This window comes from Salinibacterium sp. NK8237 (assembly GCF_015864955.1).
Classification (GTDB): Bacteria; Actinomycetota; Actinomycetes; order Actinomycetales; family Microbacteriaceae; genus Rhodoglobus.
The window spans coordinates 1-23,822 of record NZ_JADYWE010000001.1 but is presented as its reverse complement, the minus strand read 5'-3'; the positions used below and the strand labels follow the sequence as shown (position 1 = coordinate 23,822).

The 23,822-nt window shown below is 61.4% G+C and carries 23 protein-coding genes, 1 tRNA gene, 1 rRNA gene and 1 riboswitch; of the genes, 1 reads left to right on the top strand and 24 read right to left on the bottom strand.

Annotated features, from left to right (window positions below; all coding sequences use genetic code 11):
* Positions 1-221: 221 nt before the first annotated feature.
* The 7 genes from I6E56_RS00125 to thiM all read right to left on the bottom strand — a co-directional run bounded on the left by I6E56_RS00125 (position 222) and on the right by thiM (position 5,700).
* Entirely contained in the window at positions 222-506 is a 285-nt protein-coding gene (locus I6E56_RS00125) for a hypothetical protein (protein ID WP_197135338.1), read from the bottom strand.
* 202 nt (positions 507-708) lie between these two features.
* The gene (locus I6E56_RS00120) at positions 709-1,761 is read right to left on the bottom strand and encodes a hypothetical protein (protein WP_197135337.1); all 1,053 of its coding nucleotides are present in this window, start codon (positions 1,759-1,761) and stop codon (positions 709-711) included.
* Positions 1,762-1,829: 68 nt separating this feature from the next.
* A complete protein-coding gene (locus I6E56_RS00115; RefSeq protein WP_197135336.1) occupies positions 1,830-2,336 on the bottom strand; it encodes an Imm26 family immunity protein in 507 nt (168 codons plus the stop codon).
* A gap of 174 nt (positions 2,337-2,510) precedes the next feature.
* Positions 2,511-2,584, bottom strand: a tRNA-Pro gene (locus I6E56_RS00110).
* A 76-nt stretch (positions 2,585-2,660) separates the two neighbouring features.
* Positions 2,661-4,202, bottom strand: coding sequence for a bifunctional hydroxymethylpyrimidine kinase/phosphomethylpyrimidine kinase (locus tag I6E56_RS00105; RefSeq protein WP_197135335.1), 1,542 nt, complete (start codon positions 4,200-4,202; stop codon positions 2,661-2,663).
* Complete coding sequence (thiE, locus tag I6E56_RS00100; RefSeq protein ID WP_197135334.1) at positions 4,199-4,894, bottom strand: thiamine phosphate synthase; 696 nt, start codon at positions 4,892-4,894, stop codon at positions 4,199-4,201. Before thiE ends, I6E56_RS00105 begins: the two co-directional genes overlap by 4 nt.
* Positions 4,891-5,700 (bottom strand): hydroxyethylthiazole kinase, encoded by an 810-nt coding sequence (gene thiM, locus I6E56_RS00095; protein WP_197135333.1) that lies wholly within the window; start codon positions 5,698-5,700, stop codon positions 4,891-4,893. The genes thiE and thiM overlap by 4 nt, the downstream gene beginning before the upstream one ends.
* Positions 5,692-5,783, bottom strand: a riboswitch (TPP riboswitch). Its footprint overlaps the gene before it by 9 nt.
* Positions 5,784-5,964: 181 nt before the next feature.
* Here thiM and I6E56_RS00090 point away from each other — a divergent pair.
* Positions 5,965-7,473, top strand: a complete 1,509-nt coding sequence (locus tag I6E56_RS00090; RefSeq protein WP_197135332.1) for an MDR family MFS transporter — start codon at positions 5,965-5,967, stop codon at positions 7,471-7,473.
* Between the two features lie 183 nt (positions 7,474-7,656).
* Here the strand turns inward: I6E56_RS00090 and der are convergent, their stop codons facing one another.
* From der to rrf, 17 genes are all read right to left on the bottom strand, one after another.
* Entirely contained in the window at positions 7,657-9,177 is a 1,521-nt protein-coding gene (gene der / locus I6E56_RS00085) for a ribosome biogenesis GTPase Der (RefSeq protein ID WP_197135331.1), read from the bottom strand.
* 14 nt (positions 9,178-9,191) lie between these two features.
* Positions 9,192-9,866 (bottom strand): (d)CMP kinase, encoded by a 675-nt coding sequence (cmk, locus tag I6E56_RS00080; RefSeq protein ID WP_197135330.1) that lies wholly within the window; start codon positions 9,864-9,866, stop codon positions 9,192-9,194.
* Entirely contained in the window at positions 9,863-10,945 is a 1,083-nt protein-coding gene (locus tag I6E56_RS00075; RefSeq protein ID WP_197135329.1) for a prephenate dehydrogenase, read from the bottom strand. The genes cmk and I6E56_RS00075 overlap by 4 nt, the downstream gene beginning before the upstream one ends.
* The gene (locus tag I6E56_RS00070) at positions 10,942-11,715 is read right to left on the bottom strand and encodes a pseudouridine synthase (protein ID WP_197135328.1); all 774 of its coding nucleotides are present in this window, start codon (positions 11,713-11,715) and stop codon (positions 10,942-10,944) included. Before I6E56_RS00070 ends, I6E56_RS00075 begins: the two co-directional genes overlap by 4 nt.
* Complete coding sequence (locus I6E56_RS00065) at positions 11,702-12,283, bottom strand: SMC-Scp complex subunit ScpB (protein WP_197105406.1); 582 nt, start codon at positions 12,281-12,283, stop codon at positions 11,702-11,704. The genes I6E56_RS00070 and I6E56_RS00065 overlap by 14 nt, the downstream gene beginning before the upstream one ends.
* Positions 12,273-13,115, bottom strand: a complete 843-nt coding sequence (locus tag I6E56_RS00060) for a ScpA family protein (protein WP_197135327.1) — start codon at positions 13,113-13,115, stop codon at positions 12,273-12,275. The genes I6E56_RS00065 and I6E56_RS00060 overlap by 11 nt, the downstream gene beginning before the upstream one ends.
* Positions 13,099-13,986 carry a ParA family protein gene (locus I6E56_RS00055; RefSeq protein ID WP_197135326.1) on the bottom strand — a complete coding sequence of 296 codons (888 nt, stop codon included), beginning with the start codon at positions 13,984-13,986 and terminating at the stop codon, positions 13,099-13,101. Before I6E56_RS00055 ends, I6E56_RS00060 begins: the two co-directional genes overlap by 17 nt.
* Before the next feature lie 159 nt (positions 13,987-14,145).
* Positions 14,146-15,081 (bottom strand): site-specific tyrosine recombinase XerD, encoded by a 936-nt coding sequence (locus I6E56_RS00050; RefSeq protein ID WP_197135325.1) that lies wholly within the window; start codon positions 15,079-15,081, stop codon positions 14,146-14,148.
* A gap of 23 nt (positions 15,082-15,104) precedes the next feature.
* Positions 15,105-15,737 carry an NUDIX domain-containing protein gene (locus I6E56_RS00045; protein WP_374061117.1) on the bottom strand — a complete coding sequence of 211 codons (633 nt, stop codon included), beginning with the start codon at positions 15,735-15,737 and terminating at the stop codon, positions 15,105-15,107.
* Positions 15,727-17,427 carry a CTP synthase gene (locus I6E56_RS00040; RefSeq protein ID WP_197135323.1) on the bottom strand — a complete coding sequence of 567 codons (1,701 nt, stop codon included), beginning with the start codon at positions 17,425-17,427 and terminating at the stop codon, positions 15,727-15,729. The genes I6E56_RS00045 and I6E56_RS00040 overlap by 11 nt, the downstream gene beginning before the upstream one ends.
* A 107-nt stretch (positions 17,428-17,534) precedes the next feature.
* Entirely contained in the window at positions 17,535-19,247 is a 1,713-nt protein-coding gene (gene recN / locus I6E56_RS00035) for a DNA repair protein RecN (protein WP_197137893.1), read from the bottom strand.
* On the bottom strand, positions 19,244-20,188 hold the full coding sequence (locus I6E56_RS00030; protein ID WP_197135322.1) for an NAD kinase: 945 nt from the start codon (positions 20,186-20,188) through the stop codon (positions 19,244-19,246). Before I6E56_RS00030 ends, recN begins: the two co-directional genes overlap by 4 nt.
* Positions 20,189-20,243: 55 nt before the next feature.
* A complete protein-coding gene (locus I6E56_RS00025; RefSeq protein ID WP_197135321.1) occupies positions 20,244-21,038 on the bottom strand; it encodes a TlyA family RNA methyltransferase in 795 nt (264 codons plus the stop codon).
* The gene (locus tag I6E56_RS00020) at positions 21,031-21,183 is read right to left on the bottom strand and encodes a hypothetical protein (protein WP_169925785.1); all 153 of its coding nucleotides are present in this window, start codon (positions 21,181-21,183) and stop codon (positions 21,031-21,033) included. Before I6E56_RS00020 ends, I6E56_RS00025 begins: the two co-directional genes overlap by 8 nt.
* A 2-nt stretch (positions 21,184-21,185) precedes the next feature.
* Positions 21,186-22,184, bottom strand: coding sequence for an HAD-IIA family hydrolase (locus tag I6E56_RS00015; protein WP_307842682.1), 999 nt, complete (start codon positions 22,182-22,184; stop codon positions 21,186-21,188).
* The gene (locus I6E56_RS00010; RefSeq protein WP_197135319.1) at positions 22,174-23,631 is read right to left on the bottom strand and encodes a primosomal protein; all 1,458 of its coding nucleotides are present in this window, start codon (positions 23,629-23,631) and stop codon (positions 22,174-22,176) included. The genes I6E56_RS00015 and I6E56_RS00010 overlap by 11 nt, the downstream gene beginning before the upstream one ends.
* A gap of 90 nt (positions 23,632-23,721) precedes the next feature.
* Positions 23,722-23,822: ribosomal RNA gene (gene rrf, locus I6E56_RS00005) — 5S ribosomal RNA — on the bottom strand; the annotation flags it as partial.

Genomic DNA, 23,822 nt, shown 5'->3' with positions numbered 1-23,822 from the left:
CCTCTTCGCCTTGTGGATGCGAAAAAAGGACCGTCCAGATGGACAGTCCCTTTTCCATATTGTCGGGCTGACAGGATTTGAACCTGCGACCCCCTGTCTCAGAATCGTGGAGTCCGTCAGTTACCGAACAGTGCCGGAAACCCCGGAAACATAAGGGCTTCCATACGCCCGTAAGCGAAACTACATCTGCCGCTTACTGAGGATTTAAGAGCAATCCCGAGTCAAAGTGTTGGGTAAGTGTTGGCCAAGACTTGACGAACGACGTTTCGCAGACCGTTCACGTCACCCGCGACTGCTTGTGCTTCGTACATGCAGTCAGCGACCGTTTCAGAGGATGCCGGGATAAAGAGGGAATACCAGAGCGCGTTCGCTGCACGCGCTCGGGCAAACGCGTGGGCGTATCCCACAAGGGTTTCATCACCCGCTTCTGACTCCTGAAGATCCCAGGCCAACTCGTCCAGTTCTTCCACAAGCTCCCAGAGTTCGTCATGAACTCGATCACTCACGCGCCGCTCCTTCAGCGCGGAGAGCGCTACGGCGAGGCGTGGGTCCTCTATCTCCACCTGCCCGATCGCCCAAGCCACGACAGCGTTCGATAGAGCACTCAGCTCGGAGCCGTCACGCTGGGATATCTCTTCCACAAGGTCCGGCGCCACGGTGGCCAATCGCACAAAGCTCACTTCATTTTTCCTCTCACAACGCTCGCGGTTAGTCGAAAAACGCAGCGGTAGTTACTACCCAATCGGGCTTGAGCTCCTCAAACTCTTGATGCCAGGGCTCCAAGCCCAAATGCGCTCGTAGAGCCATCTCCAATCTGACTGGCGCCACTGTGCTCCGGTATTGCAGGAAGTTGATTTCAGCGCGAGTGGCTATACGCCTACGAGTCCCCGAGTAGTCCTCTACGTGCATGTTTGGGGGACCCCCGACACCTACTTTGTAGGCGGGGAGACGCACCGCAGCATGCACAGCCGTCCGCGTCACTACCGTCCAGTGCCCGACATAGATTTTGGCGTCCAGAGACAACGCGAGAAAGAGCACTGGCGATTTAAGCGCGTCCGTTACTCTCTCGGCCGCAACTTCGAGAGGCAACACAGCGTCAAAGATCGCGAAATAATAAGAGCTCTTTCCGTATAGCCCCACCACTTGCCCGACGCCAGCACGACCGTCACCCGTAGGGACGATGAACACATCCCCGACGATGATCTCTTTCACTGCGGGCGGCGGCGGGGTCGGAAAGGTAAGCACTTCAGTCCGGAACACAGGTGAACTACCGGGCTCGATCAGGGCAAGTTGCACAATGAAATCCGGCAGCGCATCCGGGGATGCCTCCCCAGATGCATCTCTCGCGCCCAACTCCGCGTCCCAGTCGATGAGGTGGGCAGTGACTGAATAACTCCCCTTGCCCACAGAAATTTCAGTCGCACCCCCCATGTAGGAACCAATTTCTTCTAGGGCACCCGCCTGTATCAGTCCCTCGGTCTTCAACAGATACGGCTCCGATGTCACGGCTCGTAGCCGCTGTTCTCTTTCGGTGAGTGTTCCGGAACGAACATCAATCTTAAAAGTTGAGCTCCCGCCCACGTTCAGAGGAACAAAAGCACCCTCTTTGATCATGCTTATGATCGATTCATCGTTATCGAACGCAACTGCCCACGTTTCTGCGTCAGTCACATGGGTGAAACGCGATGGCTCCCACACTGCACACATTCCGGCACGAGTCGTCGAAAGAAAAGCAGGATGGGGCCGTTCAAAAATGGTCATGTTCTAACACCTTGGTTCAATCGTGATTCTGCACGAGACGATTCCTGTGGGCCAACCACCGCAGCCACTCAGTCGAAGAGTGCCGCGGTCGTAGTCAGCTCATTGGGCTTCAGCTTGTCGAACAGCTCTAACCACGGTTCCAAACCTAAATAAGCTCGCAAAGCCCGCTCGAATCGCACAGGAGAGACGGTCGACCGGAACTCCAAGAGGTCAACTTCGGCCTCAGTGGCCGGACGACTCCGAGTGCCCGTGTAGTCAATTACGTGAATATTATCTATGGTTCCCATAGAGACTTTGTATGCAGGAAGCAAGATCGACGGGTCCACTTCCGCGTGCGCTACGACGGGCCAATCTCCAAAATAGATTTTGGCATCCAACGACAGCCCAAGGAAAAGCAACGGCAATTTGAGCGCCTCTATTGCTCTCTCGTCCGCAACTTCCAGCGGGACAATGGTGTCAAAGATCGCGAAATAGTAGTCACTCTTTCCATACACTCCCACCACTTGCCCCACCCCCGCACGACCATCGCCAGTAGGGACGATAAAGACGTCCCCAACCTTGATTTTCGTTTTCACCTTGGACCGCCTCCAACATGGGATTAGTAAGCTTCGCTCACCTGATGTCTCATGTTAGCCAGACCGCGTCTGGGATAAACCATTTTCGTGCTCGAACTAAGCGCGAGGCCACAATCCGAAGGTGCTTGGGCATAGAAAAAGCCCCGGACTTCGTGAAAAGTCCGGGGCACATTGTCGGGCTGACAGGATTTGAACCTGCGACCCCCTGACCCCCAGTCAGGTGCGCTACCAAGCTGCGCTACAGCCCGCGACAACTCGACTAGCTTACCGCGAAATCTGAGCGCCGATGTTCAGTTTTGCGCCAAAACGGCAACTCCGGCCAAATCAGTGAGACGAGATGCCGTGTGCTGCGGCGAAGAACTCGCGTTCATGCTCCGTCGACGCTACGAAAGCGGTGAGCATTGCATCCCGAACCGGAGGGGTCGCGTCTGCGGCGAGCGCCGTCACTATCGTGATGGCCTGCTCTGTGGCATCCGTGAATGCGTCATCGGCATACGTGGTCAGCCAGTCGGCGTAGGGGTGCTCAGGGTGCGCCAGCGGGTGCAGTCGCGACCCGACGTCGTGGTAGACCCAGAAGCACGGCAACAGGGCTGCGGCAAGGACCGCGTAGTCACCACGGGCTGCCGTCGCCAGCAGATGATTCAGGTACCCCGTCGTGATCGCACTGGGCGAAGCCGCGAACAGCTCACCGGCCACCGACCACGACTCGTGCAACTGCAGTTCCGTCACGATGCAACCCTCGGCACTTGATGCCCAGAACGCTTGTTCCGCCGCCGTGGGTGCCAGCCGGGCAGCTTCGGCGAGCGCCCGCGCGTAATCGCGCAGGTAAAGCGCATCCTGAGCCAGGTACCAGACGAAATCAGCCCGCTCGAGGGAACCATCCCCCAGCGCCCGCACAAAGTAACCATCGTCGATCTGCGCGCGCACAGAAGCGATCTCCGCCCACCACTGCTCGCGCACCTCAGCAGCGGTCAACGCCGTCTCTAGGCCGCCGCGCTCCCACAACCCCGCAAAGTGACTAATCGGGCCACGCCCGCTCCCCACCTGCAACGCCGCACCGGCACGGATGCTCTCGCTCAACCACCGCTTCGACTCCCCCACAGCGGCAGCCCACTCACCGCCGGCCGCAATCCGGGTCGCGAGCGCACTCGACAGCGAACAGCCGGTTCCGTGGGTGTTGCTGGTCTCTATACGGATGCCAGCAAACTCGGTCACGATAGCTGCGTTCCCGGAACGGGCATCCACCAGCGCATCCGGAGCCTCGGCCCCGCTCAAGTGGCCGCCCTTAGCGAGTACGCGCACCCCGTAGGAGGCAGAGACTCGCGCCGCCTGCTCCAGCACCTCAGGCCACGTCTCAGCGGCGGGTTCTGCGGCGATGATCGCGAGCTCAGGAATATTCGGCGTGACAAGGTCACACACCCGCACCAGGTCGCGCAGCGCCTGCTCGGCTTCGGCATCCAGCAGTCGGTCGCCACTCGTGGCGACCATCACGGGGTCGAGCACGATCAACGGAGGCCGCACAGTCTCAAGCCACGCCCGCACGACACCGACAACCTCGACGGTGCCGAGCATGCCGATCTTCACGGCATCGATTGCCACATCGTCGCTCACGGCATCCAGTTGCTCGCGCAAGAACTCAGCGGGCGGCACATGCACTCCGCGCACCCCCTGCGTGTTCTGAGCCGTCAGAGCCGTGATGGCCGCCATCCCGTAGCCACCGTTGGCTGCGATCGACTTCAGATCGGCCTGGATACCCGCACCACCCGAAGGATCGCTGCCAGCAATGCTCAGAACGCGAGGAACCCGCAGACCGCTACCGCTTTCGCTCCGTGTCTGGTCCCGTAGCCCGCTCCGTGCCCCGCTCATGCGTCTTCTCCTTCGTCTTCGGCCGCTGGTACGCCAGCCCACGCTGCGGCGAGCGCGCGAGCCGCCTCTCGCGGATCAGCCGCACCACAGATGGCAGACACCACTGCAGCACCGTCTGCACCGCCCGCACGCAGCAGCGCGAGGTCATCCGGCCCCACCCCACCGATCGCCACGGTCGGTCGCTTACTCGCCGCAATGAGCTCAGCCATGCGATCGTGCCCGAGAGCATCCGGAGCGTCCTTCTTTGTCGTCGTGGGATGCAAGGCCCCGATGCCGACATAGTCGACACCCGCCGACCCCACACTGGCGTCGTACAGTTGGTCGTCAGTCGATGCGCTCAGACCCACAATCGCCCCCGGGCCTACGAGCGCCCGCACCGACGCTGCGGGCAGATCGCCCTGCCCGACATGCACCCCAGCAACCCGAGCACCCATCTCGCGCGCAGCGAGATAGACATCGACTCGGTCATTGACGAGCACGGGCACCTTCAGTGCCACCGCCGTAGACACCCGCAGCACCAGATCAAGGAAGTCGCGGGCGGGCAGGTCCTTCTCGCGCAGCTGCACGATCGTCACTCCCCCGGCCACAGCCTCGTACACGAGATCAACGAGGTCATGCCCGGCAGCCTTCGCCTGAGCCGAATCTGTCACCAAGTAAGTGGAAAGGTCGAAACTCTCTCGGAAGCCGCTCATGCGATCACCGCCCGTTCTGCAATATCGTCCACCGAGACTTCACTCAGCGCGTCGAGGAGTGCGACCGCGAAGCTGCCCGGCAGTGCCGAGCGCTCAGCCGCGAGGTCGGCCGCTACCGTGTACACGCTCGTTGCCGCCACAGCAGCGGTCAGCGCATCCGGAGTCACCGCCGCAAACGCCGCCATGATCGCGCCAAGCGCACAGCCACCACCCGTTACCTTCGTCAGCACCGGATGCCCGTTCGTCAGCTTCACGACACTCACGCCATCGGTCACCACGTCCGTCGCTCCCGATACCGCGACGACGCCGCCGGTCACCCGCGCAAGCATCTGGGCGGCAGTGAGCGCGGCATCCACACTGCTCGTGCTGTCGACGCCTCGACCTCCCGTGCCCAATTCGGCGAGCGCCAGAATCTCTGAGGCGTTGCCCCGCACGATGGAGGGCCCGAGGTCACGCAGGCGATACGCGAGTGGTGTGCGCACCGGCAGAGCCCCTATGGCGACCGGGTCGAGCACCCAGGGCGTTCCGGCAGCATTGGCGGCCGGTGCAGCCTCGAGAGCCGCAGCGCGCTGCTCTTCGCGACAGGTACCGAGATTGATGAGCACTCCGGATGCCACGCCAGCGAACATGCCGGCTTCTTCCGGGATATCTACCATGGCCGGCGCTGCTCCAACCGCCAGCAATGCATTGGCAGTGAAGCCCACCACCACGCTATTGGTGATGCACTGCACGAGAGGCGACGTCGATCTCACCGCCTCGAGCGCATCTTGAGTGGCGATCAAAAAGTTTGGTGGCGTACGCGACATGCACGACATCCCTTCGCTAGTTCTAACTAGATCAGGTTCGACGGGTGTGTTCTCAGCCCCGCAGGGCACCCCGTGTCACAAGTTGTGCCTCAACGATAGCGGCTTGGCACGGTGTCGTGTTCGCCTCAGGCGAAAGGCAATGTGGACTATTTCAGTGCCGGATGTCGTTGCACCAAGCGACAATAAAGATGACGCGAGATCTGTGCACCCTTTTCAATCCCGGCTGCTGCTTCGTCCTACCGCTTCACACACGACAGGATTTCTATGACCAGCACGGCGCCGATCACCGGCAGCATCCCTCTTTTTGACCCCAACGATGACGGGCCAGCCAGCCCGGTCGATAACAGCGGCCGCAACCGTTTGGTCATCGGCCTGATGCTCGCCGCCACCTTCGTGGTGTTCCTCAACGAAACCTCGCTCGTCGTGGCGATCCCCCGCATCATGGAAGACCTCAACATCGAGCCGAGCACCGCTCAGTGGTTGTCGACGTCGTTCATGCTCACGATGGCCGTGGTGATTCCGATTACCGGATTCCTCATCCAACGCTTCACGACGCGTGGCATCTTTATCACCGCAATGTCTCTCTTCACCATCGGCACTCTGCTGGGGGCTATGGCGCCCACCTTTGCCGTGCTGATTGTCGGACGGGTGATTCAAGCCTCCGGTACCGCCATGATGCTCCCCCTGCTGATGACAACCGTGATGACTCTGGTTCCTGCCGCAACTCGTGGCAAGACCATGGGCAACGTTTCCATCGTCATGTCGATGGCCCCTGCCGTCGGGCCCACTGTCGCCGGCCTCGTTTTGGCCGTCTTCGACTGGCGCTGGGTCTTCATCGTCATGATCCCCATCTCTGTCACCGCTCTCCTGCTCGGCATCACGAAGGTGAAGAACGTCACCGACCCCCGCAAGGTATCGATCGATGTGCTGTCGGTCATCCTCTCGGCCATCGCCTTCTCCGGCCTGATCTACGGACTCTCCAGCCTCGGAGAATCAGCCGCCGGAGACTCTGTTCTCATCGCCCCCGCCATCCCCATCAGCGTCGGCGCAATTAGCCTCGTGTTGTTCATCGTCCGCCAACTGAAGCTGCAGAAAACGGATAGTGCCCTTCTCGACCTCCGCACCTTCGCTGCTCCGGGCTTTGCCGTCGCGATCGGCCTCATGATGGTCATGATGGCCGCCCTGTTCGGCACCATCATCTTGCTGCCCATGTTCACGCAAAACGTTCTCGGGCTCGAACCCATCCAGAGCGGACTGCTCGTACTGCCCGGCAGCCTCGTCATGGGGTTCTTGAGCCCCTTCGTTGGCCGCCTCTACGACAAAGTCGGCCCGCGCCCCCTCATGATTCCCGGCTCGATACTCGTGAGCGCATCGTTGTGGAGCTTCACGCTGCTCTCCGAAACCAGCTCACCGTTCATGGTCGTCGCCATCCACGTACCCATGAGCATCGGACTCGCGTTCATGTTCACGCCGCTCTTCACCTCGGCACTGGGCACGCTCAAGCCACACCTGTACTCGCACGGCAGCGCCACCATCAGCACCGTGCAGCAACTTGCCGGCGCTGCAGGCACTGCGCTGTTCATCGCGCTCCTCACGGTGCAGTCGGTCGCCCTTGCCGCTGAAGGCGCGCCAGAGGCCACAGCGCTTGCTGGTGGTGTGCGCCTCGCGTTCATGGCCGGCGGCATCATCTCGCTCTTCGCGATCGTCGCCACGTTCTTCGTGAAGCGTCCCGAATCAGAAATGACTCCGAGCGACGCTCCCGTCGCTCACTAACCGCACGGTGTGAGCGGACCGTCACACGGCATCCGCTCACCCCCGGAGCGTCACACTCCGGGGGTCACACTCCGGCCGCACTTCCCAGCCGCAGCCCGACGGTTAACGCACAAACGGCGAGTCACTCTCCTAGGAGAATGGCTCGCCGTTTGGCGTTATGCCGAAGCCTGTGACTTCGAGAACCTACTTGCGCTTGCGCTTCTCACGCACACGCATGTTGACCTGGATGGGGCTGCCATCGAAGCCGAAGATCTCGCGCAGTCGACGCGTAATGAATCGACGGTATTGCGGGTCCAAGAATCCGGTCGTGAAGAGCACGAACGTTGGCGGGCGGCTCGATGCCTGCGTACCAAAGAGGATGCGCGGCTGCTTGCCACCTCGAAGCGGGTGAGGGTGCTCCTGCGTGAGTTCGGCCAGTAGCGCGTTGAACTTTCCGGTCGGAATACGGGTATCCCACGACGCCAATGCCAGTTCGAGAGCCGGAACGAGCTTCTCCATGTGACGACCGGTCTTGGCCGAGATGTTCACTCGAGGGGCCCACGCGACGTGCGCGAGGTCCTGGTCAATTTCACGCTCAAGCATGTCGCGACGTTCGTCGTCGAGAAGGTCCCACTTGTTGAAAGCCAGAACGAGCGCACGGCCCGATTCGAGCACAAGGTCAACGATCTTGAGGTCTTGAACGCTAAGCGGCTGGCTGACATCGAAGATGACAACGGCAACTTCAGCCTTTTCCAGTGCAGCGCTGGTGCGCAGGGTTGCATAGAAGTCAGCGCCCTGAGCCAAAGCAACACGACGACGGATGCCGGCGGTGTCAACAAAGCGCCAGAACTTGCCGCCGAGCTCAATCTGCTCATCGACCGGGTCGCGAGTCGTGCCAGCGAGGTCGTTAACAACAACGCGTTCTTCGCCGGCAGTCTTGTTGAGCAAGCTCGACTTACCGACGTTGGGGCGGCCGAGGATAGCAACGCGGCGCGGGCCACCCACTTCTTCCTTGGCGACTGTCGAAATCTCCGGCAGAACCGTGAGCACGTGGTCAAGCAGGTCAGCAACACCACGGCCGTGAACGGCGGATGACGGCCACGGCTGACCGAGGCCGAGGCTCCAGAGCGAGGCGGCATCCGATTCCTGGTGGATGTCGTCAACCTTGTTGGCGACCAAAATAACGGGCTTCTTGGTGGCGCGAAGCATGCGCACGACGTGCTCGTCGGTGGAGGTGGGGCCAACCGTGGCATCCACAACAAAGAGCACAGCGTCGGCGAGGTCGATAGCGATCTCAGCCTGAGCAGCAACGGAAGCGTCGATACCCTTAGCGTCGGGCTCCCAGCCGCCAGTGTCGACGATGGTGAAGTGACGGTTGTTCCACTCGGCCTTGTAGTTGACGCGGTCGCGGGTGACACCGGGGGTGTCTTCCACAACAGCTTCACGACGACCGATGATGCGGTTCACGAGAGCTGACTTGCCGACGTTCGGGCGACCAACGATCGCAAGAACGGGCAGAGCAGGCAGATAGTAGACGGCATCGGGGTCATCAGATGCAGAGTCGAGAACCTCGAGGTCGTCGTCTTCGAGGTCGTAGTCGCTCAGGCCGGCGCGCAGCGCAGACGTGCGCTGGGCAGCCTCTTCTTCGTTCATTCCCGAAAGGCGCTCAACCAGATCTGGGTTCAGGTCGGGAAAGTCGTCTTCGGCGGGCGAATGATCGGCCATGGGTAGTCCTTTGTTTACATGCTGGAGCGAACAAAACTCGCGACGGCCGTCACGGTTTGATCGAAGTCAAGATTGGTGGAATCAATGGTGATGACTCCATCGGCGGCGTTCATGAAGTCCACGACTTTGGAGTCCTGCGCATCTCGATAACTGAGTTGTTGCGCGGTTGTCGTGCTCGATTCTCCGGAGAGTTCGGCCGCACGTCTTCCCATCCTAGCTTCTTCACTGGCTGTGAGCAGAATTCGGGCCTGAGCATCCGGTGCAACCACTGTCGTGATATCACGACCTTCGACCACAATGCCCGGTTTTTCGCTGCCTGCAATGATGCTGCGGAACAGGTCAACCATGTACTGCCGCACCTCTGGCACCCGCGCAATGTTCGAGACGACGCCCGTGATGCGAGGTTCGCGGATGTCGTCAGTCACGATCTCCGAGTCGACCGTCACAAAGTAGTTGTCAGGGTCAATCCCGATGGAGTACTCGAAGCGTGGGAGCGTCTCGATGACGTCGCCAGGCCCCAGGGTGTCAACGCCACGCTCAAGGCAGTGCAACGCAAAGCCGCGATACGCCGCGCCAGTGTCGAGGTAGTCGAAGCCAAGCTCCCGAGCGGTCGCTTTCGACACACTCGATTTTCCGCTGCCGGCAGGCCCATCTACGGCCACAACAACAAACGACGGGTTCTTATTCACGCGAAAGTCTCTGCAATCTTCCAACCACGAGCTTCAAGCTCGCTTATCAATACGGCTTCCTTTTCGGGCAGCACCGAGATTTCGGCCAAACCGAATTGGGCACCCGGTGAGTGCTCAAGGCGCAAGTCTTCCATGTTCACGTCAGCTTCGCCGATTTCGGTGAGCAAGCGTGCGAGCTCTCCTGGCTTGTCGTCGACCATGACAACGAGCTGGCTGTAGTGCTTGCTCGTGCCGTGCTTGCCGGGAATACGGGCGACTCCCGCGTTGCCCCCGGCCAGAACTTCGGCGAGAGCACGACGGGCACCCGGAGCATCCGGCGTCTCGAGCGCCTCAATCGCCACACCGAGTTCGGTCTGCAGCTCGCGCAAAATCTCCGCAACGGGGCCCGAGTTTGCACCCAAAATCTGCACCCACAGCTCAGGGGCACTCGAGGCAATGCGGGTCGTGTCGCGCAATCCTTGGCCAGCAAGAGCAACAGCAGCGTCGGATGCTCCCTCCAACCGGTGCGCGAGCAAACTCGCCACCACCTGGGGAACGTGCGAAATCAGGGCCACCGCGTTGTCGTGATCGGATGCCGACATCGCGACCGGGATAGCACCCAGCTCGATGACAACATCTTCCACCGCGCGACGACGGAAGGGCTCTCCCCTGCCGATAACCCAGGGGCGACCGATGAACATATCGGCGCGCGCCGCAATGGCGCCGCCGCGTTCGCGTCCGGCGAGAGGATGCGAGCCAACATAGCGATCAAGATCGGCACCCAGCGCAATGAGTTCCTCGAGCACGCCCACCTTCACGCTCGCGACATCCGTCACCGTGGCGCGCGGCCACGCAATAAGTTCGCGAGCGACAACTTCAGCGGTGACATCGGGCGGAACCGCCACAATCACGAGCGTCGGCTTGTCGTCAGCCTGCGGAGCACGGCCAGCGCCATAGTCAATCGCGAGCGTCGCCGTTGAGCGCGACGCATCGTGCAAAATCACATCGACGCCCTTGGCCCGCAAGCCGTGACCAATGCTGGCGCCAAGCAACCCCGCACCCACGATGCGCACTTGCCCGGTGATGCGGCCTAGATTCACGACTGTTCCTCGGCCTCGCGGGCAATCGTCAGTACTGCACCCAACTCCACCTTCGTGAGGTTGCGAGTCTTTCCCACTCCGAGGCTTCCGAGGTTCAGCGGACCAAACTGGCGACGTACGAGTTCGAGCACGGGGTGGCCAACGGCCTCCATCATCCGACGCACGATGCGATTGCGGCCCGAGTGCAGGGTGAGCTCGACCATGGTTTGCTCATTGGATGCTCGGCCGAGCGCACGCGCCTTGTCGACGGCAATGAAGCCGTCTTCCAGCTCAATGCCCTTCATGAGCTGCGAAATGGTTTGAGCGGTCACGGTGCCTTCGACCTTGGCGATGTAGGTCTTCATCACGCCGAAGGAGGGGTGGGCAAGCACGTGGGCGAGTTCGCCGTCGTTCGTGAGGATCAGCAAGCCAGAGGTCTGCACGTCGAGACGACCGACATTGAAGAGTCGTTCGTCATAGTTGCCGGTGTAGGGCAGAAGGTCGGGGCGCCCGCTCTCATCAGACATAGAGCTGACGACGCCGACGGGCTTGTTGAGCATGACGTAGCGCTTGGTGGTGTCGAGCTGGATCGCGCTGCCATCCACCGTGACGCGGTCGGTCGGTTTTACCCGGCGACCAGCTTCTTCAACAACTTTGCCGTTGACGGCAACGCGGCCTTGGTAGATCAAGTCTTCCGAGACGCGACGCGATGCCACACCGGCAGCGGCCATTACTTTTTGAAGGCGTTCGCCCTCGGGATTGCTGGGGCCTGAGCCATTAGCGTTGTTCATCAAAACCGTCCGTACCATCAGATAAAAGTGGCGAGATGGGAGGCAGCTCGGCAATGGAGTTGATCCCCAGTTGCACGAGCATGAGCTCCGTTGTTTCGTAGTGGATGGCGCCCGTCTCGTTGTCGGTAAACGCTTCCGTAATAAGTCCTCGACTCAGTAGCGTACGCACTACTGAGTCAACATTCACCGCGCGCACGGCTGCAATGGCTCCCCGGCTGATCGGTTGCTTGTATGCAATCACCGCAAGTGTCTCCAGCGCGGCCTGACTCAAACGCGACGGATTCTGCGTATAAACGAAGTCGCGCACGGCCGAGTCGTAGTCTTCGCGCACATAAATCCGCCAGCCGCCACCGACTTCGCGCAGTTCAAAACCGCGTCGCGGCCCATCGCCTTCACCGTCGAAATCGGCGCATAGTGCAGTGATTGTCTTGCGGATCGCCGCCACTGGTGCGTTCAGGGCCGTTGCGAGGCTCACGAGGCTCTGCGGCTGGTCGGCAACCATGAAGATCGCCTCGAGCCCGCGGGCGAGGTCGACAACGGGGGTGGCTGTATGTTCGTCAGTTTCCATAATCTGCTCCCAGATTAGCGAGGCTATCGTCTGACCAGTGTTCTGCAGTCCAGCGCACGGTCAGTTCGCCCAAAGGTTCAATCTGTTCAAACGCAACATTGCCGCCGCGATACAGCTCGAGCACTGCCAAGAATCGCGCCACAACAACGCCCTTCAACTCGGCGCCGGCGATCAATTGGCGGAAGGTCTTCGGCTCCCCCGCGCGCAACAGCGCGACAACATGCGCAGCTTGTTCGCGGATGCTGATGAGCGGTGCGTGCAAATGGTCGAGTCCGACGCTCGGAATCTCTCGCGGTGTGAACGCGAGGGTCGCGAGTGCGGCGAAATCGTCGAGGCTCAACGTCCACACGAGTTCGGGAGTTTGAGTGCGGTACTTCTCTTCCAGCCGCACCGATCGCACGGTGCGCGTCGCTTCCGCCTCGAAGTGCGACCCAAACCAGTCGCTGGCCTGCTTGAACGCCCGGTATTGCAGCAGGCGCGCAAACAGCAGGTCGCGTGCTTCGAGCAGCGCAACGTCTTCGGCATCCACGAGCTCACCCTGCGGGAGGAGCCCGGCTACCTTGAGGTCGAGCAGCGTGGCAGCAACGACCAAAAATTCGCTGGCCTGATCGAGTTCGTCGATGTCATCTGATCCATTTGCGGACTCGAAGTCGCGCAAGTAGGCAATGAACTCATCCGTGATGCGCGACAGCGACACCTCGGTGATGTCGAGCTCATGCTTGGTGATGAGCGACAGCAGCAGGTCGAATGGCCCGTTGAAGTTGTTGAGAGAGACCGAGAACCCTGGTGCGGATGCCTCGGTCTCGTCCACGTCGCTAGGCGACGGCGCCACGGGCGATCAGCTCTCGCGCCACCTGGCGGTAGGAGTGCGCCGCAGAGTGGTCGGGGGCGAAGGTCGTGATGGGGGCGCCGGCCACGCTGGCATCCGGGAACTTCACGGTGCGACCGATAACGGTCTCGAGAACGTCGTCTCCAAAGTTCTCAACAACGCGTTCGAGTACTTCACGCGAGTGCAGCGTGCGTGCGTCAAACATTGTCGCGAGGATGCCGTCGAGTTTAATCGCGGGGTTCAGGCGATCCTGAACCTTCTCGATTGTCTCCACGAGCAGAGCGACGCCGCGGAGAGCAAAGAATTCACATTCGAGCGGGATGAGCACGCCGTGGGCTGCCGTCAACGCGTTCACGGTGAGCAGGCCGAGCGAGGGCTGGCAGTCGATGAGGATGACGTCGTACTGGTCGCTGACCTTGCGCAGTACGCGCGCCAAAATCGTTTCGCGAGCGACCTCGTTGACGAGGTGCACTTCAGCAGCCGAGAGGTCGATGTTCGCTGGGATTACGTCGAGACCGGGCACGTTGGTGTGCACGATCGCTTCTGCCGGGTTCTTGATCGTGCCGAGCAGCAGGTCGTAGATCGTGGGCACATCGTGCGTGGGAACACCGAGACCGGCCGAGAGCGCACCCTGCGGGTCGAAGTCGATGGCCAACACGCGGCGGCCATATTCAGCGAACGATGCACCGAGGTTAATCGTGGTGGTCGTTTTGCCGACACCACCCTTTTGGTTGCACAGCGAAATGATGCGTGCCGGGCCATGGCCCGTGAGGGGTGGGGGTTCTGGAAAAACCGTAAGCGGCCGGCCGGTTGGGCCCATTGCCTGAACATCCAACCCCGCCAGCGTCGAATCGTTCTCGCGCTGTGTCGTCATGACAAAAGTTTACGTCGCGCTTGCCCCGCAGCCCGCGCTCCCACGCGCGGACACGGCAGGGTCGCCTCTACCAAAGGTTGAAGGTTTGGCAGCGCGACACGCGGGTCAGCGGGTCCTTAGATCAGCGACCAGCAGCATTCCAGCGCTCCCCCACACGCCTTAGCGAGCGCGCGGATGCGCCGTCGTATACATATCGCGCAGCGTGTCGGCGGTGACCATCGTATAAATCTGGGTCGTCGCCACCGAGGAGTGTCCGAGCAGTTCCTGCACCACGCGAACGTCGGCACCGCCCGAAAGAAGGTGAGTCGCGAACGAGTGTCGAAAGGTGTGCGGCGAGATATCGATCCCGAGTTCTGCCCGCTCGGTAGCGGCTTGGATGATCAGCCACACGTTTTGGCGAGACAGCCGAGCCCCGCGGGCCCCCAGGAACAGTGCCGGAGTCGCCGCACCCTTCGCCGAGAGCACTGGTCGAGCGCGCACAAGGTACTTTTCGATCGCCGACTGCGCAAAGCTGCCGACGGGAACGATCCGTTGTTTGTTGCCCTTGCCGAGCAGGCGCACAATGTCGCCGTCGATCATGTCGTCAACGTTGAGTGCTGTGACCTCAGAGACTCGGGCACCGGTGGCATAGAGCAGCTCAAGCAGCGCAGTGTTGCGAAGCGAAATGACCTCATCGCCCGGAAACGATGCAAGCACCGCCGCCATCTGTTCGATCGTGATCGCCTTCGGCAAGCGCATCGCTTGCTTCGGGATCGCGACGGTATGCGCGACGTCCTCCACCGCGAGCGATTCATCGACAAAAAACGTGTGGAGCCCGCGCACTGTCGAGAGCATGCGCGCCACCGAGGATGCCGCGAGCGGACGCTCAGCATCGACTCGCAAACTGTGAGCAAACGCCGTCACGTCATCCGCTGTCACTGCGGCGGGCGTGCTGAGACCGCGCGTGCCAAGAAACGCAAGATAGCCGTCAAGATCGCGGCGATACGCGGCGAGAGTGTTCGCCGAAAGACCGCGCTCAATTGCCAGGTGCCGCAGATAGCGCTCTGCGGCGATCGCAATCGCGCTCTTCGCAACGGGACGCGCCGGCTCGGTCATGTCGCTCAACCTACCGCGAGAGGCTATTCAGCGTAGTTTCGCGGATGCCGTGGCCACGGTGCGTCGGGTGCGCCAAGCGTGTTCCACCCTCGGTCGCGTCCGAGCTGCGCCGCCAAGAGTCCGAGGCACAGGATCGAGTTCTGCACGCGTCGCTCGAGAACCGCCTCAACGGCATCCTCCAGCGGAACCCAACGGAGCTCGATACCGGCTTCTTCCGCATAGCGCTCGAATACTTCGCCCGTGGCGCTCACGCCACGAGCCAAATAGATGCGTACGGCTTCGTTGCTTCCGCCCGGCGAGGTCAGCATTTCGCTGAGCACGTGCCAGGACTCGGCTTGCAGGTCAGTTTCTTCGGCCAATTCGCGCTGAGCCGCCAGCAGCGGCGACTCGTTCACGACATCGAGCAAGCCAGCCGGCAGTTCCCAATCACGCAACCGCACCGGATGCCGGTACTGCTTGATCAGAAGCACTCGGTCACGCTCATCCATAGCCAGCACCGCAACGGCGCCGGAGTGATTCACGAACTCTCGAGTGAGCGCAGAACCGTCGAGCTGAAAACGCTCGCGGTCTACGTTCCACACGTGGCCAGCGAACACCGTTTCGGTGCTCAGCAGCTCCGGTGTGACGCGGTCGTCGCTGAGTTCGTTATGCATCATCCTGCTCAGTCACCTCAAAGAGGCGGCTGGACTTTTGGCGCTCAATTGCAGCGGCGATCAGTCCGCGGAATAGCGGGTGGGCACGGTTGGGGCGCGAGAGCAGCTCGGGGTGAGCCTGCGTTCCCACGTAGTAGGGGTGAACGTCACGCGGCAACTCGACGAATTCGACGAGGGTGCGGTCGGGCGAGATTCCGGAGAACTTGAGTCCGGCATCCGCAATCTGCTGGCGATATTCGTTGTTCACTTCGTAGCGGTGACGGTGACGTTCGGCCGCGGTTGGTGCGCCGTAGATCTCTTCAACGATGGAGCCAGGCTCGAGGTTGGCGTTGTAAAGACCGAGACGCATCGTGCCGCCCATGTCTCCGCCCGCAATGATGTCGACTTGCTCGGCCATTGTTGCAATGACCGGATATTTGCTGTCGGCATCGAATTCCGTCGAGGATGCGCCTTCGAGGCCCGCCACGTCGCGAGCATATTCGATGACCATGCACTGCAGGCCGAGGCAGATTCCGAGCGCAGGGATACCGTTCTCACGAACGAACTTGAGCGCGCCGAGCTTGCCTTCGATGCCTCGCACACCGAAGCCACCGGGAACGATGATTCCGTCGAGATCGGAAAGCTGTTTGGCCGCACCTTCGGGAGTTTCGCACTCGTCAGAGGGAACCCAACGAATGTTGACCTTGGCGCTGTTGGCGAACCCACCGGCGCGCAGTGCTTCGGTGACCGAGAGGTACGCATCGGGCAGGTCGATGTACTTGCCCACGAGGCCGATCGAGACCTCGTTTTTGGGGTTGTGCACGGCTTCGAGCAGTTCGCTCCAGCCGTCCCAGTTCACTGACTTCGCTTCGAGCCCGAGCTGGTTGATGATGTAGGCGTCGAGGCCCTGGCTGTGCAGCATTTCAGGGATGTCGTAGATGCTGGAAGCGTCGGTAGCGTTGACCACGGCGTCTTCTTCAACGTCACACATGAGCGCGATCTTGCGCTTATTGGACTCGGAGACGGGGCGGTCGCTGCGCAGCACGAGAGCATCAGGCTGGATGCCGATCGAGCGCAATGCAGCAACGGAGTGCTGGGTGGGCTTCGTTTTCTGTTCACCCGAGGCAGCCATGAACGGCACCAGCGAGACGTGAACGAAGAAGACGTTCTTGCGGCCAAGTTCGTGGCGAACTTGGCGAGCCGACTCGATGAAGGGAAGGCTCTCGATGTCACCAACGGTTCCGCCGATTTCGGTGATGATGACGTCAGGCTGCGGGTCTTCATCGCTGAAAGGGCCGGCGGCCTGCAGGCGCATACGGCGCTTGATTTCGTCGGTGATGTGCGGGATGACCTGCACGGTGTCGCCGAGGTATTCACCGCGACGCTCTTTGGCAATCACTTCGGAATAGATCTGTCCGGTGGTGACGTTAGCTGCCTGGTTGAGCTTGATGTCGAGGAAGCGCTCGTAGTGCCCGATGTCGAGGTCGGTTTCGGCGCCATCATCGGTGACAAACACTTCACCGTGCTGGAAGGGGTTCATCGTGCCGGGATCCACGTTCAGATAGGGATCCAGCTTCTGCATGACGACGCGGAGCCCGCGTGCTGTCAGCAGGTTTCCGAGACTCGCCGCCGTGAGGCCTTTACCGAGAGAAGAGACGACTCCTCCGGTGACGAAGATGTGCTTTGTTACGACCGCGTTTTTATTGTCCACCACGGGATTCCATCCTATGCCTCGTTGGGATGTTTTGTTGCAGCGATGGGGTGTTTCGTTACCGGCTTAACAGCTAGGGCACGCAGCGAGCCCTGTAGTTCGCCGGATAGTTAGCGCCCGAGAGCAGCATTCTCGAGGTCGTGCGCGGTCTGAATAAGCTCGCGGGCGTGGGCGAGTCCGGATTCCGAATCGGGTAGTCCCGAGAGCAGTCGCGCCATTTCTGCGATGCGCGCCTCCCCCTCAAGCTTGTGAACGCTGGATGCCGTGACTGATCCGTCGTCGCCCTTGATGACGCTGAGGTGGTTGTCGGCAAACGCGGCCACCTGCGCCAGGTGCGTGACAACGATCACTTGGGCGGTGCGGCTCAGCAGAGCAAGCCGCTTGCCGATTTCGATCGCAGCGGCACCACCAACACCGGCATCCACTTCATCGAAGATAAAGGTCGGAACCGGATCGTTGCCCGCAATGACGACTTCGATCGCGAGCATGACCCGCGAGAGCTCTCCCCCGGAGGCGCCCTTGCCGAGCGGACGCGGCGGAGCTCCAGGGTGCGGCTTCAACAGGATCGCCACTTCGTCTTTGCCGCTCAACGAATAGTCGCTGCGGTCTTCGACCGTGACGACAATTTCGGCGTTGGCCATCGCGAGGTGGGTGAGTTCGTCGGTAACAGCGGCTGAAAGACGCGCAGCGCTGCGCGATCGCACGTCACTGACCTTGGCCGCCAGCTCGATCAGCTCTGACTGATCTGCTTCGACCTGAGCCCGCAGCTCGTCTATGCGCGTGGAGTCATTGTCGAGTTCCAGCAGGCGCTGACTGCCGGTGTCGAGCACGTCAACGACATCGTCGAGGCTCACACCATGCTTGCGCACGAGAGCGGCAAGTTGGCCGCGACGTTCTTCAACCTGTTCGAGTTCGCGGCTGCCATCGGAATCCAGTCCAGCAAGGTAACCAGAAAGGTCAGTCGAAATTTCCCCGAGAGTGATGGATGCTGCCGCCAAAGCCTCGGCGATGGCAGCGAGTTGCCCGTCGTGCTCGGCGACCCGCTCAAGCCCTCGTTGGGCACTGGCGAGCAGCGCCACGACATCGGAGCCTTCCTCCGCGGCATCCGCCGACAGCACCGCGTGGGCGCCTTCAGCGGCCAGTCGCAGACCTTCGAGGTTCGCGAGGCGATCCGCACGTTCCGTGAGTTCTAGATCTTCACCACGACGCACGTCAGCGGCTTCGATCTCATCGATCGCGACGCGGAGTTCGTCAGCTTCGCGGCTGCGAAGATCGCTCTCTGCGACTAGCACATCGAGCTCGCCCTGGGCCGCTTGCCAGCGACGGAACACTGTTTGGTAGCCCTCAAGCACGGTTGCGAGTTCGGCTCCCGCATAACGGTCGAGCGCGTTTCGCTGAGCCGTTGACGACTTGAGACGGATCTGCTCAGACTGGCCGTGCACCACGACGAGCTGGTCGCCGAGCTCAGTGAGCACTCCGACGGGAGCGCTCCGGCCGCCGACGACAGCACGACTGCGCCCTTCGCGAGCAACGGTGCGCACCAAGAGAAGTTCGCCGTCGTCGAGGTCACCGCCGGCATCACGCACGCGCTCAGCAACCGCCGAGGTGGGATCAATGACCCAACGCCCCTCCACGGATGCTTGATCGCTATCGGCACGGATCGCTGCCGCATCGGCTCGTTCACCGAGCAGGAGCCCTAGCGCGGTGACAACCATGGTCTTTCCCGCCCCCGTCTCCCCCGTGAGCGCGGTAAACCCGGGACTCAGCGGAAGTCGCGCTGAAGCAATAACGCCGAGGTCGCGAATGGAGATCTCTTCGATCACGAGCCGGTGCCCTCCTCCGATGCTGGTCCACGCCATCCGTTGACCGGCAAATTGAATTTCTTGACAAGGCGATCGGTGAACGGTCCTTGAGACAGTCTGGCTAGTCGCACCGGCACCGGTGAGCGGCGCACAATCACGCGGGCCCCGCGTGGAAGATCGAAAGCGCGTCGTCCGTCGCACCACAACACGCCAATGCCCATATTGCGATCCAGGACCTCCACGGCGAGGGCTGAGTCTGGCCCGACGACGATGGGACGCGCAAAGAGTGCGTGGGCACTCAGCGGAACGAGCAAGAGGGCATCGAGGCTCGGCCACACCACCGGGCCGCCAGCGGAGAACGCATAGGCGGTGGATCCGGTCGGCGTGGACATGACGACGCCGTCACAGCCGAACGACGAGAGCGGGCGGCCATCGACTTCGATGACGACTTCGAGCATCCGCTCACGACTCGCCTTTTCGACGGTCGCTTCATTGAGGGCCCAAGTCTCGTAGACAACCTCAGAATCGACCTTCACGCGCACCGACAGCGTCATGCGCTCTTCGACGAGATAATCGCGAGCCAGCGCGCGTTCCACTGTGGACGTGAGTTCTTCGCGTTCGCTTTCCGCCAAGAAACCAACGTGCCCCAGATTGACGCCGAGAAGCGGGGCGCTGCACCCTCGAGTGAGTTCGGCAGCGCGAAGTATGGTTCCATCGCCGCCGAGCACGATCACCAGCTCGAGCTCGCCCGTCTCGACCTCATTGCCCAACCGGCGTACCGGCGAAAGGTCTGGTTCTGCCTGAAGGATTGTCTCGTAGCTGTCGGGCGCCAGTACCGGCACGATTCCCGCGCTGATGAGTTGGCGGCACACTGAAATAGCGGCAGTCAGAGACTCCGCACGACCGGTGTGAGCGATGACCAGAATGTGACGATCAGAAGCATGAGAGTTCTCGGACTGCACCGTGCACCTCTCATTCGTAGTGTTTGTGTGATTCGACGCCACCAAGCGGATGGCTCTAGGCGATCGCAGAAACCTGCGTTAACCATTCTGTCGGATTGCTGCCTGACCGTGCGCTCAACCAGACAAGATACTCACGGTTTCCTGCGTTACCGGCAATTGGTGAGGAGATGACGCCGGCCGTGCCGAGCCCCAGATCCCAGGCCGCCCACAAGACGCCCGTGATGGCTTCATCACGCAGAGCCGAGCCGTGCACGATTCCTTCGCGAATGTTCGTGCGACCAACCTCAAACTGTGGCTTTACCAGCAGCACGTAGTCGGCGCTCTCCCCCACCGCGGCGTAAAACGCGGGCAAGACAGTCCTCAACGATATAAACGACAGATCAGAAACAACAAGGCTGGGCGTTTCGGATGTCCCGCTCAATTCAGCAAGCGATTCAGCGGTGAGATAGCGGGCATTCTCTCGCTCAATAACGCGCACTCGGGCATCCGACCGGATCAGGTCGACGAGTTGCCCGTGGCCAACATCAAGTGCAATAACTTCGCGAGCACCACGTTCGAGCAAAACCTGGGTGAAGCCGCCGGTAGATGCGCCGACATCAAGCGCAAGTTTGTCTGTCGCGTCGATCCCGAACGCATCGAGGCCCGCCACAAGTTTGTGGGCCGCTCGACTCACGTAATGATCGGTTTCGGCGACCTCGATGACGTGGTCGTCGTTCACCGGAGTGGATGCTTTAGGAATCGCGATTCCTGACACCGTCACGAGATTGTCTGCGATCAGTTTCGCTGCGTGCGTGCGAGAGCGAGCAAGTCCACGCGCAGCGAGTGCTGCATCGAGCCGCACGCTAGCCATTGCGCGAGAACGCGTCCTTGCCCTCAAGCTGCTGCTGCAACTGGTCGTGAATCTGAGTGAACGCGGCAGCACGGGTTTCGAGCGGCTGGTCCTCGATCAGGCTCAGTCGAGACATCAGTCCGTCGACGGGCGATTCGTCATCCATGCTCACGAATATAGCTCGGCTGGAACCTCGAGGGCGTAGATGGCGCTCCCCGAATTCCAAATTGCTGCGGCTCCCGCACGCAATCGGTCGATGGATGTTCCGGCCGACGTCACGGTCAGTCGCTGCCCTTCAAGGCGCACCGTCGCAGTTCCCACCGTCGTCACAACGGCGGCGCCGTCGTGCGCAACGACCGTTTCGGGATACGGCTCATGCAGACCGCGCAGGTCATCGACCATCATCGTCGGTCGCTCATCCGGGATGCACGCGAGCACTTGCTTGGCTTGGTCGATGCCGGTGAGAACGAGCAGAGATGGGATGCCGGCCCGGTTGGCACCGAGAATGTCGGTGTCGAGGCGGTCGCCAATCATGAGTGCTTCGCGTGAATCGTAGCGACGGAACGCTTCTTCAAAGATTGCTACTTCGGGCTTGCCCGCGACGATCGGCAAACGCCCAACGGCGGAATGTACCGCCGAAACGAGCGTTCCGTTGCCGGGTGCGGTTCCTCGAGCTTGGGGAATCGTCCAGTCTGTGTTGGTAGCGATCCAGGGGATGCCGTCGTCGCCGCTTTTGAGAGCGAACGATGCTTCAGCGAGATCTTTCCACCCCACGTGCGGAGCGAAGCCTTGCACAACTGCCGCTGGCGAATCATCGGCCGAGCGCGTGACGACGAAGCCAGACTTCTCGAGTTCGTTGGTGAGTCCGTCACCACCAACCACCATAATCGTCGACCCGGCAGGAACGATCTCGCGCAACAGACCCATCGCCGCTTGCGGCGAGGTCACCACGTCGCGCGGTTCCACTGTCAGCCCGAGTTCACTCAGGTGTTCAGCTACGGATGCATCGGTACGCGACGCATTGTTGGTGATGTACGCGACTTGAGCGCCTTCAATAGCGTTCATGCTTTCGATTGCATGAGGAATTGCGTCCGGACCGCGATAGATCACTCCATCAAGATCGGCGAGTACCAGAGCGACGCCAGTAAGCGGTGTCTTAGCTGACACGCGTGCCGCTCTCGTCGTCGTTCCCGTCCGCTTCGTCAGCGACTTCCACAGCGCCATCAGCATCCTCAATCTCTACTGCAACATCGTCAGACACTTCGAACTCGAGCTCTTCTTCGACGACTTCGATTGTGTCGTCTTCGTCGTCACCGAGTGCAGCTTCTGCAACATCTGCGCGGGCAAACCAGACGGCCGCTTCATCATCGCGACCGAGGTCCTCGAGCACGGTTCCGTAGGCGCCAAACAACGCGGGGCTGTAGGTGAAGGCCTTGTCGGGGTCGAGTTGCGGAATCTGCAACTCAACAAGCGCTTCTTCAGCGTGACCGAGATCAAGACGGGCGCCAGACATCGCGATAGCCAACTCAACCTGAACGGCCGAGGAAAGCGTGCTGCGCTTCACCGAACGCCCGAGTTCGAGGGCGCGCTCAGGCCGCCCGAGTCCACGCTCGCTGTCGACCATCATCGGCAACTGGTCGTCACGACCAGTAATACGACGGTAGGTGCGCAGTTCGCGCAGTGCCAGAGCGTAGTCGCCTGTTGCGTAGGCAGTAATGGCGAGCGTTTCGCGCGCAACGCCGATACGACCTGCACGACGAGCAGCAGAGATCGCATGCTGGTGTGCAAGTTCAGGATTTTCTTCGATGAGGCGCGAGACCATCACAAGGTGCAAAGCAACGCCGTCGGCATTCTCTTTGCTGAGCGTCTTCAGCTCGTTGGAGGCAACACGATCAAGCATTTTGGGCGTAACGCCCTCAGGAATCTCGGGAGCCTCGTGATACGCACGAACCGAGCGGATGCCGAAGGGATCGCGGTCCTCTTCTGGCTCACGTTCGCTGGCGTCGCGGTCACCGCGCGCGGGCGCTCCGCCCTTGGTCCAGAGTCGTTTCTCGTCCGCGCCACCGCGGCGATCGGATCCACGATCCGGACGGCCGCCGCGCTCGGGGCGCCCTGAGCCATCGGATCGGAACGGGCGTGCCGGACGATCTCCCCTATCGGGACGATCGCCGGAGCGCGGGGGACGACTATCGCGGTCGCCTGAACGAGGAGGTCGTGAGTCGCGGTCACCAGAGCGCTGCGGGCGACCATCACGTTCTCCAGCGGCATCACGGCGGGGGCGACGGTCTTCGCCGGCGGAAGAGTCTCGGCGCGGCGCACGATCGCTGCCATCAGCGTCGCGTCGCGGACGACGGTCAGCGCCAGCACTATCGCCATCGCGACGTGGGCGGCGGTCATCACCCTCGGGCTTGTTGCGCCATGGACGGTCCGAGCCGGATGCCGGCGTGCCGCGGGCAGGACCACCTGCGGCGTTGTCGCGGCGTGGCCTTCCATCGCTTGGTCGTCCCTCACCTGGACGCCCACCAGTGGGACGTCCACCAGATCGGGGCGCGCCAGAGCGGTTCCCGTGGGGTCGGCTGTCGTGCCGGCCGTCATTTTCTGAGGAATCGCTCATTCGTTGCTCCTGATTTTGGGGTGGGGACTTAACGCAAAATAGCCACCAGCTGTGTCTATCAAACACAGTGGTGGCTATTTTACAATTGAAGTCCGGCGGTGTCCTACTCTCCCACAAGGTCCCCCTTGCAGTACCATCGGCGCAGAGAGTCTTAGCTTCCGGGTTCGGAATGTAACCGGGCGTTTCCCTCT